Origin of the sequence: Kordia sp. (assembly GCF_045105435.1) — a bacterium.
In the GTDB taxonomy this organism is placed as follows: Bacteria; Bacteroidota; Bacteroidia; order Flavobacteriales; family Flavobacteriaceae; genus Kordia.
Genome location: NZ_JBGCDL010000365.1, coordinates 1 through 12,982 on the forward strand (window position 1 = coordinate 1; position 12,982 = coordinate 12,982).

A 12,982-nucleotide genomic window follows, 5' to 3' on the forward strand; every position below is an offset into this window, starting at 1 on the left:
GCAGGAACTATGGGCAACGGAATTGCGCATACATTTGCTCAATTTGGCTTTAAAGTTCAATTAATAGATATCGCTCAAGCTTCTTTAGATAAAGGAATTGCAACCATTACGAAAAACCTAGATCGTATGGTAACAAAAGAACGTATTTCGGAAGAAGACAAGCAAAATACACTCAACAACATTACCACATTTACAAGTGTTAAAGAAGGTGTTGAATATGCAAGTTTAGTGGTAGAAGCGGCTACTGAAAATGTAGATTTAAAACTTAAAATATTTAGAGATTTAGACGAATTATGTCCAGATGATACCATTTTGGCAACCAATACGTCTTCAATTTCTATCACACAAATTGCAGCAGTCACATCACGACCAGAAATGGTGATCGGAATGCACTTTATGAATCCTGTACCAATTATGAAATTGGTCGAAATTATTCGTGGATACAACACTTCTGATGAAGTTACAAAAACAATTATGGAACTTTCTAAGAAATTGAACAAAGTTCCAACGGAAGTAAACGATTATCCAGGATTTGTGGCAAACAGAATTTTAATGCCAATGATTAACGAATCTATTGAAACCTTATACAATGGTGTTGCGGGCGTTCAAGAAATTGATACGGTTATGAAATTAGGAATGGCACATCCAATGGGTCCATTACAATTGGCTGATTTTATTGGTTTAGACGTATGTTTGTCTATCCTAAACGTAATGTATGAAGGATTCAAAAATCCAAAATACGCGCCGTGTCCACTATTAGTAAATATGGTGATGGCAGGAAAATTAGGTGTAAAATCTGGAGAAGGATTTTATGATTACTCAGAAAGTAGAAAAGCGGAAAAAGTCGCAAAAATGTTTAGCTAATGATTGATACCAAAACGTATCACCTAACAAGTAAAAAGTATCGAGAAATCTTCTTTTTTCTACTTATAAAAAGTATATTACTTCTGTTACCTTTTTTAATTATGTGGACCTTATTATTAGGTTGGCAACTTGGTCGTTTAATTGCTTTATACAGTTTGATCGTTCTTATTGTAGCCGGTTTTAGTTATTTTATGCTCACTTTCGTGAAGAATTTAGAACCGTTTTTTTCAGAAACCAGCATACAGTTTGATGCAGATACATTGCAAATTACAGTCAACGACGAAAGTAAAAAATGGAACATGGGCGAACTTAGAAACGTTGTCACCAAAGAAGGTTATTGGCTTGTATATGTAACCAAAATAAAATACACATACATTCCACACGATATATTTTACTCAGAAGACGATATCACAAAATTCAAAACGTATATAAACGCTTGAAGCAACTCGTATTAATACTATGTTTATGTTTGCTTAGTTGTAAACAAACTGAGCAAAAAAGCGTGCCCAAAAAGCAACAAAAAAAGACAAATGTTTCCAAAGATCCATTTGTCTTTTTTGATCGTATTTTCGCCAAAAATCCAAACTACATTGCAAAAGGATTTGATTTTCCTATCGGGAAACCAGATGCAAAAGGCTATTACAATGCACAAAAATTTACGGTAAACGATCATTTAGGTGACGATTGGAATGGCACAGGCGGCGGAAATACCGATTTGGGCGATCCTATATACACCATTGGAAACGGATATGTACAATTTGCCGAAAACTATGGCGGCGGTTGGGGAAATGTCATTCGCATTGTACACAAATACAAAGGCAAGTATTTCGAATCCTTATATGCACATTGTGATACAATCTCCGTAAAAAAAGGTAGCTTTGTTACTAAAGGCATGCAAATTGGCACTATTGGCAATGCAGATGGCGCATATTACGCACACTTACATTTAGAAATTCGCGAGGATATTTTTATGGAAATTGGTGACGGATATAGTAAAAATACAACTGGATTTTTGAATCCGACAACATTTATCAAATCTAACAGAAACTAACGTGGCAAAAATACATCCATTCAAAGCGGTCCGACCAACACGCGATAAAGTAAGTCTTGTCGCAGCAAGATCGTATCAAAGTTACACGCAAGACGAACGTGAAGCACGTTTGGATTACAATCCGTTTTCGTTTTTGCACATTGTAAATCCTGGCTATAAATACCACAAAGAAATTTCTGGAAAAGAACGTTATAGTTTAGTCAGAAACAGGTATCTAGAGTTTAAAGAAGATGAAATTTTTGTGCAAGATAAATCGCCTTGTTTCTACATATACAGAATTGTAAATCGTGAACAAAAAGTTTTCACAGGAATTGTAGCCGCTGCAAGTACGGAAGATTATGAAAACAATATCATTAAAAAACATGAAGATACGATTGAATATAGAGAGCAAATTTTTAAAGAATACCTAAAAACAGTCGGTTTCAACGCCGAACCTGTACTGCTCACCTATCCCGATTCTGACGTGATTAAAAACATTTTACAAAAATATACCGCAACACGTTCCGAATTTGAATTTACCACAACTTACAGAGATACGCACTATTTGTGGTTGGTTGAAGCTGCGGCTGATATCAAAGCCATTCAAGAGGAATTTACAGAAATGGGCGAAATCTATATTGCAGACGGACATCACCGTTCGGCTTCTTCCTATTTGTTAGGCGTAGACTCTAAAAACGAAAACGAAGCGCATACAGGCGAGGAAAGTTACAATTCGTTCATGAGTTATTTAATTCCTGAATCAGAATTGTGTATTTACGAGTTTAATAGATTGATTAAGGATTTGAATGGATTATCGAAAGAACAGTTTTTATTGAAACTCGATCAAGTATATCGTATTGAAAATAGAGGTTGCGAATTGTATAAACCTTCTAAAAAACATCACTTTAGCATGTATTTAGATGGTGAATTTTACTCCTTGTACTTGCGTAAGACGAACTATAAATTTACCGATTCGTTAAGCGAATTAGACACACATATTCTGCATATCACTATTTTAAAACCAATTTTAGACATAAGCGATTTACGAAACGATAGCCGAATTGATTACGGATACAACAAACACAATGTCATTGAAATGAAAAACCGAATTGACTCTGGTGAATTTTCTGTTGGTTTCGGACTTGTACCTGTCAATGTTGATGAAATGAAACGTATTGCAGACGACGGATTAACCATGCCACCAAAAAGTACATACATAGAACCTAAACTGCGTAGTGGCGTTACTATTTATGAGTTTTAGGTGTTGGGTTTTGGTTATTGGTTGCTTCGCTTTTATGTGTTTGGAATTACTTTTACATTTTGAATTTAAAATTTCATATTGTTATTATGTTTAAAAAATATTATTTAATACGATTGATTCCTTTTTGTTTCGTTTTTTTTATTTCCTGCGAGAACGAAAAAAAAGAGCCGATTATTAAGAAAAATACGACTGAAGTCAAAAAAGATATAGTAGTTAAAAATGAAAAAACAAGTGCGAAAACAGCTGAAAATCCAATATATAAAGCTGCTGAAACTTTGAATATGGTTTTATTTGCCAAAGAATTAAAATATATAGACATTACTTCGGCTTCAAAGAAAATTCCAAAATGGGTACACATATTTAATTTCAAAGAACTCTTAAAAATTAGAGCATTTAAAGATCCAAAATTCAATAAAAGTTATATATCCGATAACTTGGACGATTACGTATATTTTATTTTTGAATATCCAACGACAGCAATTGCACTAAACAGACTTCAAGAATATTCAGAACAAGTAAAAATGATAAACAAGGTAGAAAAAGATGAAATTTCATTTGAAACGCTATCAGAACGTCAAAAAACAAGCTTTTACAACTCTGAATTTGGCGGTATTATTTTTAACAGCAACAATAACATTATTTATGTAAAAAAATCGTGCTCAGCGCCAAATAAAACTGTCCACATGCAATGGTCTACCTACGAAAAAATATTTCTAAACAGCTTTGAACAGCAAAAGAAAGATTCTATCATAGGAACAGGTTGCGGCTTTAGAGGCTGGGATACGTATACACGAAAATAATTTTAAAAGAACAAGTATATTTTATGTCAATAGCATCCAAAATACAAGAATTACAAAACGATTTACCTAAAAATGTAACCTTAGTTGCGGTTTCTAAAACAAAACCTGTCAGCGATTTACAAGAAGCCTACGACGCAGGACAACGCGTGTTTGGTGAAAATAAAATTCAAGAAATGGCTAAAAAGTGGGAACAACTTCCTAAAGACATTTCTTGGCACATGATCGGGCACGTTCAACGCAACAAAGTTAAGTATATGGCTAAGTTTGTCAATTTGATTCACGGTGTAGACAATTATAAACTGCTGAAAGAAATTGACAAGCAAGCAAAGAAGCACGATCGTGTGATTAATTGTTTGCTTCAAATTAAAATTGCTGAAGAAGATTCTAAATTTGGAATGTCAGCCAAGGATGCTACAGAATTACTCGCTTCAGAAGCATTTCAACAACTAAAAAACATTGCAATTGTAGGCGTTATGGGAATGGCTACGTTTACAGACAATCTCACGCAAGTGCAACAAGAGTTTAAACACTTAAAAGTAACATTTGACAGCTTACAACAAAAACAACCGAATATCACTGTCATTTCTATGGGAATGAGTGGCGATTATGAATTGGCAATTTCAGCAGGAAGTACAATGGTGCGCATTGGAAGTAGCATTTTTGGCGCTCGAAATTATCAACCATAAGGTTTTGAATTCTTTAGTTATCACATTAAATTCATCAATATATTTCTAAATAAATCACAAAAAAGAACTGCATTTTACTTGTAAGAAAAGTATTAAAACTATATTTCTACGCATTTCAACTATTATTTTTAAAGATTAAGCGTCATTAGCTAGGAAACATCCTTAGGATCTTTTTATATTTATACCAGAATCCTAAACAATGCATATCGTTTGTACGCAATAGTAGACATAGAAACCACTGGTGGAAAATATAATGAAGAAGGTATTACAGAGATAGCAATTTATAAATTTGACGGTCATAAAGTTGTAGATCAATTCATTAGCTTGGTAAATCCAGAACGTGAAATTCAACCTTTTGTAGTGAATTTGACCGGAATTAACTCAAAAATGCTTCGCGATGCACCAAAATTCTATGAAGTTGCCAAACGCATTGTAGAAATTACTACAGATTGTATTATTGTAGCACACAATGCTACTTTTGACTACCGAATTCTTCAAATGGAATTTAAACGCTTAGGTTTCGAGTACAAACGCAAGTCGTTATGTACCGTAGAACTTTCAAAAAAGCTCATTCCAGAAATGGAATCATACAAACTTGGAAAACTCGTAAGAGCTTTAGGAATTCCGATGAGTGACCGACATAGAGCTTCTGGCGATGCGCTTGCTACAGTAAAACTTTTTCAATTATTATTGGATAAAGATTCTGAAAAAACCATCATTCAGCAAGCAGTAAAAACTGAAATTCGTAAAAAAGTTGCCACACGCCTACTCGATATTATTGAAGGTTTACCATCTGAAACTGGTGTATATTATATGCACAATGCCAAAGGGGAAATTATCTATATTGGGAAAAGTAAAAACATAAAAAAGCGTATCAATCAGCACTTTACAGGCACGAATAACAAATCTAAAAAAATACAAAAACAAGTCGCAGCTGTTACTTTTGAACGCACAGGAAGCGAATTAGTAGCGCTTTTAAAAGAAAGTCAAGAAATAAAGCTTAAAAAGCCCATTTACAATCGTGCGCAACGAAAAACTATTTTTCAATATGCGCTAAGTTCATACAAAGATGAACACGGTTATATTGGTTTTCGCATTGAAAAAGCAGATGGACGTAAAAAATACATTACAACATTCACCAATATATCACAAGCCAAACACGTGATGTTTAAATTGACAGAAACATTCTCGTTATGTCAAAAAATCAACGAATTGTATGCGACCAAAAAACACTGTTTTCAGTATACAATAAAAGACTGTGAAGGCGCTTGTATACAAAAAGAAACTCCCGAAAGTTATAACAAGCGTGCGCAAGAAGCCATTGACAAATACAGCTATACAAATAAAGATATGCTTATTATTGATCGTGGACGTCATCATGACGAACGCAGCGCAATCTTGATTGAAAACGGCGAATACAAAGGGTTTGGTTTTTACACGCTCAACTATCAAATTACCAACAGAGACGTGTTAAAGACGATCATTACTCCAATGCAAAACAATAGAGATGTTCAGCATATTATTCAGAGTCATCTTCGTCGTAAGAACAAGTTGAAAATCATTACATTATAACATATTTATTACATTTATGAAACCGATTTACCTATTACTTACCATCTTATGTACTCTATGCTCCTATGCGCAAAATCCGATGAGTATTAAGTTTAATAAAGTTTCGCAAGAAGAACTTAAAATGACTGTCTATGAAAAAGACACAAAAGCACATGCCGTTGTATTAGAAGAATACGGAGAAAATTATTTTGAAGTTATTAATGATCGGTATTTTATAATCAAACATTTTTATGCGAAAATTAAAATTTTAGACAAGCAAGGAATTCAACAAGCTGCAGAAATTAAAATTCCATTTTACAAAGGAAGAAATGCTTTTGAAGTCATAAAAAACATAAAAGCCATTACGCACAATCCTGGCAAAACCAACGAATTGGTTCAAGATCAGATTTTTTCTGTAGATCTTAATAGTTTTTATGGAGAAAAGCGATTTACATTTTCCAATGTAAAAGTAGGAAGCGTTATTGAATACCAATACACACTTGAATCTCCTTTTTATTACAATTTTGAAGGCTGGGATTTTCAATCGAATATTCCAAAAATGTATAGTGAGTTTAATGCAAAAATACCTGCTAATTTCCGATACAATAGAACCTTGAAAGGTTCTCAAAAACTAAACATTAATGAAGCATCTGTAAAAAAAGGGTGTTTTAAAGTTCCTGGTATCATTGGTAGAGCTGATTGTGAATTGCTAAAATACGCCATGAAAGATATTCCTGCTTTTACAGAAGAATCTTTTATGTTGTCTAAAAATAATTACATCTCTAAAATTGCCTTTGAATTGGCAGAAGAAGTTCTCTTTAATGGCGGAAAAAAGGTATATACCAAAACTTGGAAAGCGGTTGATAAAGACATGCGAAAAGATAAAGATATTGGTGCGCAAGTACGAAAAAAAGGGTTCTTTAAAAATCATCTTTCTGCTGAAATCTTAAATGAATCATCGGAACTTAAAAAGGCCCAAAAAGTATATGAGTTAATCAAAAATCATTATGCTTGGAATGGCAAATATGGATTGTTTGATGATGCAAATGTGCGTCAGGCGTTTCAAGATAAGACCGGAAATGCTGCTGAAATCAATTTGTCATTAGTCAATAGTTTGCTTGCCGCAGGAATTAAAACGGAAACGGTGATGTTGTCCACACGTGCCAAAGGATTGCCAACACAGAAACATCCGGTAATGTCCGATTTTAATTATTTAGTTGCGAAAGTCACTATTGGTAATGAAGACTTTTTGTTAGATGCGACTGAAAAACAACTTTCGTTTGGTTTGCTACCAATTCGTGCGTTAAATTATAACGGACGCGCTATGGATTTTAAGAAACCTAGTTATTGGATTACCATCAATCCGTATGCAGAAAATCGTCAAAATACGATGGTTACGATTAATATAAATGAAGACGGAACTGCCAAAGGGAAACTTTCACAAACAAGTACGGGTTATTTGGCTTATGAACAACGCGCAACTTTAGCGGAACAAAGTACCGAAGAATATTTAGATGATTTTGAAGATAGTTTGCCATTCTTAGAAATTTCAGCATACGAAGCACAAGAACGCACAAACGTTCAAAAACCACTAAAAGAAGTATTTACTTTTGAGTTTGATGAAGATGGTTTTACGAATGCCGAAACATTTTTAGATCCGTTTTTTATGAAAATATTTTCTAAAAATCCGTTTACGCTAGAAGAACGCGCATATCCTGTCGATTTTGCGTTTTCACGTATATACACCACACGTTTTTTATTGTCGTTGCCGCCAAATTATGAGTTTTCGAACCTTCCTGAGAATCAAAACTTTACATTAGCTGGCGGAAAAGCCGTTTGTGGCTTAAAAGTAGTCCAACAAAACGGACAATTAAATCTAACATTCAAGTTAATTTTGAATAATTTTTACTTTGAAGCTGAAGAATATCAAGAATTAAAAGATTTTTTCAGTAAACTATCCATCCTCCAAAAAAATACACGATTAGCCATTAAAAAGAAACTAGGTTAACATTATTTTTTATTTATGAAATATCTATATTCCTGTATTGTTTGTATGATATCATTACAGACAATTGCACAAAATCCATTCGAAGATCGTTTTAATAAAGTTTCTGATAAAGAGCTAAACATGACAACGTATCAAAAAGATCCTGATGCTACTGCAGTTGTTTTGGATGAACAAGGAAATAAAACGTTTGAATATGTCAGTGAAGCCAATGACATTTATACTACACTTCATTATTATTCTAAAATAAAAATTCTAAAAACGGAAGGTTTAGAAGAAGCTAATATTATTATCCCGTATATAGGATCAGAAAAGATCATTAATGTAAAAGGAATTACGTACAATCGCAATGGCTCCACAGATTTGGAAGAAAGTCAAATCATAGTTGCTAAAATCTCAGGAAGTGTATCAGAAATAAAACTATTGCTTCCCAAAGTAGAAGTTGGTAGTGTTATTGAATATCAATACAGTCTTGTGTCACCTTACGCACATGCATTTAGACCTTGGTTGTTTCAAGCTACCATTCCAAAAGTACGTTCAGAATTTAATGCAAAAATCCCTTCAAATTATAAATTTCTCAGATCGCTTAAAGGACCATTAAAATTAGATGTTAATAAAGCTTTTGCGCTTAAGAATTGTTTTAAAATTCCTGAATTAAAAGATGCTGGTTCTTGCGAAGTCTCGCGTTATGTAATGCTAGATGTTCCTGCGTTTAAGGAAGAAGACTATTCATTGTCTTACGAGAATTATATTGCTAGAATTGAATTTAAACTTGCAGAGTATCGAAGTTTTCGCCTGTTTGGTATTGGTAGTTATGCACATATAGATACATGGGAGAAGTTTGACGAAGCTATTATGAAAGATGAGTTTAACATCAAATCCATTTTAAAAAAATATATGTTCAAGAGATTTCTTCCGAAAGAACTATTGAATACAAAATCAGCTATAGAAAAAGCAACAAAGATTTATCAATTTATCAGAGATCATTATACAGCTAATGGTGAACTTGGTGGAATTGATGGAAATAAACTTAGAAAAGCGTTTCGAGCGAAGCGTGGAAGTATCTCAGAGATTAATTTATCATTGATGAATGCATTACATGCAGCTGGAATTCATGCAGAACTACTCTTATCAGCGACAAGAGATAATAGCATTCCTACGCTCGATTATCCGAAGATCAGTGATTTTAATTATATGATTGTAAAAACGATTGTTGATGGAAATGTATACTTTTTAGATGCTTCTGAGAAAAATGCTCCTTTTGGTGTTTTACCATTGAGAGCACTAAACTACAAAGGAAGAGCGCTTGATTTTGTTGCGGAAAGTTATTGGGAAACTATTTCTCCAAATCCCATAAATAAATTTACAACATCGATTAGTGTAAAATTTGATGAAGATGGCGCAATTAAAGGTAGGTTCACAAATATGTATACAGGACATATCGCATTGAATTACAGAACCCGATCTGACGCTTCAATTGATGAAAAATATTTGAATTTGATTGAAAATGAATATCAAGATTTAGAAATTACTGATTATAAATTAGTTGACAAGGAAACTCCTGAACTTCCACTAAAAGAAACGTTTGAATTTACTATTAATAAAGCATTCGAGAATGGCATTTTGTATTTAGATCCTTTTGTATTAAAAGCGTTTCCTAAGAATCCCTTTACACTTGAAAAACGAGTATATCCAGTAGATTTTGCGCATCCAAGAATATACACAACACGTTTTGTGGTGTCGCTTCCCGAAAATTATGAGTTTGAAAACTTACCAGAAGATCAACTATTTCAAATCGCTGAAAACAAAGCCGTTTGCAAGCTTACTACTGTTGAAAAAGATGGAAAACTCAATATGACTTTTACACTTATGATCAATGAATTTCATTATGTAACCGACGAATATGAAGTGCTAAAATCGTTTTTTAAAGATATTGTAGAAATTCAGAAAAATACACTTTTAACTATTAAGAAAAAGAATTCCTAAATTAATAGTACTTTAGCAACATGGTGAAAAATTGGAAATCGAAACTTCACGAAATCATATACGAAGCAGATACACGTGCTGGAAAACTATTTGATGTAGTTTTGTTAGTATTAATTTTAGCCAGTGTTGCATTGGTAATGCTAGAAAGTGTAGCTGATTTTGCTGGAAAGTATGGGACTTTTTTAAATATTTCAGAATGGGTTATCACAATATTATTCACCTTTGAATATTTTGCTAGAATTATCTGTATTCGCAAACCAGCTCAGTATATATTTAGTTTTTACGGAATTATAGATTTCTTGTCTACCATTCCAAAATATCTATCGCTTTTCTTTGTTGGATCACATTCATTAGTTGTGCTTCGCGCTTTACGATTAATGCGTGTTTTTCGTATTTTGAAATTAGCTCGATTTGTTGGAGAATCAAACAATCTTATGCGTGCTTTGAAAGCGAGTCGAATAAAAATAGGCATCTTTATTATGTTTGTACTAATTTTATGTACCATTTTAGGTTCTATAATGTATTTGGTTGAAGGTGGTATAGAAAACAGTAAATTTACCAGTATTCCACAAAGTATTTATTGGGCAATTGTAACATTGACAACTGTTGGTTATGGCGATATGTTTCCAACTACTGTCATTGGCCAATCTATTGCATCAATCATTATGATTTTGGGTTATGGAATTATTGCTGTTCCTACAGGAATTGTAACGGCTCAGTTTGCTACAATGGAGAAAGATCAACTTCATTTAAATACACAGTCGTGTCCTAATTGTGCGGCAGAAGGACACAGAGATGGTGCTGAATTTTGCTTTGATTGTGGCGCCGTTTTAAATCCAGAAGAAACCAATTAATACAACTTTTCATGGCAAACTATTTAATTTCTGTTGTCGGTGCAACTGCAATTGGAAAAACTGCGTTAAGTATTAAACTAGCGCAACATTTTAATGCAGAGATTATTTCCTGCGATTCACGACAGTTTTTTAAAGAAATGAATATTGGAACTGCGGTTCCTTCTGTGGAAGAATTGCGTGCTGCCAAACATCATTTTATTCAACATATTAGCATTTTTGATGCATATAATGTGGGACAGTTTGAAAAAGACGCCATTACAAAACTTGATGAATTATTTGAAAAAAATAATGTTGTCATTATGGTTGGCGGAAGCGGTTTGTATGTAGATGCTGTTGTGAAAGGTTTGGATGAATTCCCAAAAGTAGCGCCTGAAATTAGAGCGAAATTAAATGAACAACTTGAAAATCAAGGAATCGAATCGCTTCAAGAGCAATTACAAAAACTTGATCCTGTGTATTATGAACGCGTGACACTTGAAAATCCACATCGTTTGATTCGCGCACTTGAAATTTGCATTGGAAGCGGACAACCGTATTCTAGCTTTTTGAAAGATAAAACTGCCACACGAAATTTTACAACTATTAAAGTTGGCTTAACAGCAGAAAGGTCTATTATGTACGATCGTATCAACCGACGTGTTCATATTATGATGAACGAAGGTTTGCTGGACGAAGCAAAAGTTTTATATGAGCATAAAGCACTGAACGCCTTGCAAACTGTTGGTTATCGTGAACTTTTTGAATATATGGATGGAAAGTGTACGTTGGAATTCGCCGTGAGCGAGATTCAAAAAAATACACGCCGTTTTGCCAAGCGACAAGGAACTTGGTTTAAAAAAGATGAAACTACGTTATGGTTTGATTATGAAGCGGATATTGAGAAAATTATTCAGCAAATTGAAAGTAGGCTTTTTTAGACTTGTTAGACTTGTTCGTTTTTTTTAAATTATTAGAAACGTCTTTGCGAAAGTTTTGAAAAAACTTGTGGCAATCTGTTTGTTTATATATAGATTATTTCGTTTTGACTCAAACTGACGATGTAAAAATTCCAGCGAAAGCGTTATACCAAAACCAAAAAAACAAAGCGACCTAAAACTTAAAACCCGAAAAATGAACTCAGAAATAAACAAACTCGTTAGCAACCTCAACCTTTTACCACATCCCGAAGGCGGATTTTATAAAGAAGTATATAGAAGCGCAACAGTAATTACGAAAGAAGCGTTGCCAGCTAATTTTTCTGGCGATCGCAGTTATTGTACGAGCATTTATTTTTTACTGACTTCTGAGAATTTTTCTGCGTTTCACAGAATTAAACAAGATGAAATTTGGCATTTTTATGGTGGAAGTTCACTCAGTGTGCATGTAATTGATACAGAAGGAAACTATACTGAACATAAAGTTGGTATGAACTTTAATAATGGAGAACAGCCACAATTAGTAGTTCCTGCGGGTTGTTGGTTCGCGTCAAGCGTTCCACAAAAAGATTCCTATGCATTTGTGGGTTGTACTGTGGCGCCAGGATTCGATTTTGATGATTTCGAATTGGCGAATCGTACAGCGTTAAAAGATGAATATCCGTTACATTCGGACGTTATCCATAGACTTACTAGAGAATAAATGAAAAAGTCGACATTCGGGTTGTCGACTATATTTTTCAAGTGTTTGAGGGTAAATTAGAATAGCTCTCTACTACTCTGCTTTATTTTTGATTACTAATCTAAATCCTTCTCCATGAATGTTTAAGATTTCCACGTCTTCATCTCTTTTAAGATACTTACGTAGTTTGGCTATATAAACGTCCATCGATCTAGAAGTGAAATAGTTATCATCTCTCCAAATCTTTGTTAATGCTAATTCTCTTGGCATTAAATCATTTTCGTGTAATGCTAGTAAACGTAGTAATTCGTTTTCTTTTGGCGATAGTTTATTTGGCTCTTCTTGATCA

At 33.6% G+C, this 12,982-nt stretch carries 13 protein-coding genes; 12 read left to right on the plus strand and 1 reads right to left on the minus strand.

Features of this window, described 5'->3' with window-relative positions:
* The 12 genes from AB8B65_RS18435 to AB8B65_RS18490 all read left to right on the plus strand — a co-directional run.
* The coding region (locus tag AB8B65_RS18435; protein ID WP_405302756.1) for a 3-hydroxybutyryl-CoA dehydrogenase at nt 1-864 on the plus strand (864 nt) is incomplete at its 5' end.
* A gap of 101 nt (nt 865-965) precedes the next feature.
* A complete protein-coding gene (locus tag AB8B65_RS18440; protein ID WP_405302757.1) occupies nt 966-1,304 on the plus strand; it encodes a hypothetical protein in 339 nt (112 codons plus the stop codon).
* Nucleotides 1,305-1,366: 62 nt separating this feature from the next.
* Nucleotides 1,367-1,915 carry a M23 family metallopeptidase gene (locus AB8B65_RS18445; protein WP_405302758.1) on the plus strand — a complete coding sequence of 183 codons (549 nt, stop codon included), beginning with the start codon at nt 1,367-1,369 and terminating at the stop codon, nt 1,913-1,915.
* Between the two features lies 1 nt (nt 1,916).
* Nucleotides 1,917-3,155, plus strand: coding sequence for a DUF1015 domain-containing protein (locus AB8B65_RS18450; protein WP_405302759.1), 1,239 nt, complete (start codon nt 1,917-1,919; stop codon nt 3,153-3,155).
* Between the two features lie 86 nt (nt 3,156-3,241).
* The gene (locus AB8B65_RS18455) at nt 3,242-3,955 is read left to right on the plus strand and encodes a hypothetical protein (protein ID WP_405302760.1); all 714 of its coding nucleotides are present in this window, start codon (nt 3,242-3,244) and stop codon (nt 3,953-3,955) included.
* A gap of 23 nt (nt 3,956-3,978) precedes the next feature.
* Entirely contained in the window at nt 3,979-4,641 is a 663-nt protein-coding gene (locus AB8B65_RS18460) for a YggS family pyridoxal phosphate-dependent enzyme (protein WP_405302761.1), read from the plus strand.
* 210 nt (nt 4,642-4,851) lie between these two features.
* Nucleotides 4,852-6,213 carry an exonuclease domain-containing protein gene (locus tag AB8B65_RS18465; RefSeq protein WP_405302762.1) on the plus strand — a complete coding sequence of 454 codons (1,362 nt, stop codon included), beginning with the start codon at nt 4,852-4,854 and terminating at the stop codon, nt 6,211-6,213.
* 16 nt (nt 6,214-6,229) lie between these two features.
* Nucleotides 6,230-8,200 carry a DUF3857 domain-containing protein gene (locus AB8B65_RS18470; RefSeq protein ID WP_405302763.1) on the plus strand — a complete coding sequence of 657 codons (1,971 nt, stop codon included), beginning with the start codon at nt 6,230-6,232 and terminating at the stop codon, nt 8,198-8,200.
* 45 nt (nt 8,201-8,245) lie between these two features.
* Entirely contained in the window at nt 8,246-10,183 is a 1,938-nt protein-coding gene (locus AB8B65_RS18475; RefSeq protein ID WP_405302764.1) for a DUF3857 domain-containing protein, read from the plus strand.
* 20 nt (nt 10,184-10,203) lie between these two features.
* Entirely contained in the window at nt 10,204-11,037 is an 834-nt protein-coding gene (locus tag AB8B65_RS18480) for an ion transporter (protein ID WP_405302765.1), read from the plus strand.
* 11 nt (nt 11,038-11,048) lie between these two features.
* A complete protein-coding gene (miaA, locus tag AB8B65_RS18485; protein WP_405302766.1) occupies nt 11,049-11,954 on the plus strand; it encodes a tRNA (adenosine(37)-N6)-dimethylallyltransferase MiaA in 906 nt (301 codons plus the stop codon).
* Nucleotides 11,955-12,147: 193 nt separating this feature from the next.
* Nucleotides 12,148-12,654, plus strand: coding sequence for a cupin domain-containing protein (locus AB8B65_RS18490; protein WP_405302767.1), 507 nt, complete (start codon nt 12,148-12,150; stop codon nt 12,652-12,654).
* Nucleotides 12,655-12,726: 72 nt separating this feature from the next.
* Here AB8B65_RS18490 and AB8B65_RS18495 read toward each other — a convergent pair.
* The coding region (locus AB8B65_RS18495; protein WP_405302768.1) for a winged helix-turn-helix domain-containing protein at nt 12,727-12,982 on the minus strand (256 nt) is incomplete at its 5' end.

Coding starts and splice junctions, on each gene's coding strand:
- AB8B65_RS18440 (WP_405302757.1), top strand. CDS start 966: ATGTGGACCTTATTATTAGGTTGGCAACTTGGTCGTTTAATTGCTTTA.
- AB8B65_RS18455 (WP_405302760.1), top strand. CDS start 3,242: ATGTTTAAAAAATATTATTTAATACGATTGATTCCTTTTTGTTTCGTT.
- AB8B65_RS18460 (WP_405302761.1), top strand. CDS start 3,979: ATGTCAATAGCATCCAAAATACAAGAATTACAAAACGATTTACCTAAA.
- AB8B65_RS18470 (WP_405302763.1), top strand. CDS start 6,230: ATGAAACCGATTTACCTATTACTTACCATCTTATGTACTCTATGCTCC.
- AB8B65_RS18475 (WP_405302764.1), top strand. CDS start 8,246: ATGATATCATTACAGACAATTGCACAAAATCCATTCGAAGATCGTTTT.
- AB8B65_RS18480 (WP_405302765.1), top strand. CDS start 10,204: ATGGTGAAAAATTGGAAATCGAAACTTCACGAAATCATATACGAAGCA.
- miaA (WP_405302766.1), top strand. CDS start 11,049: ATGGCAAACTATTTAATTTCTGTTGTCGGTGCAACTGCAATTGGAAAA.
- AB8B65_RS18490 (WP_405302767.1), top strand. CDS start 12,148: ATGAACTCAGAAATAAACAAACTCGTTAGCAACCTCAACCTTTTACCA.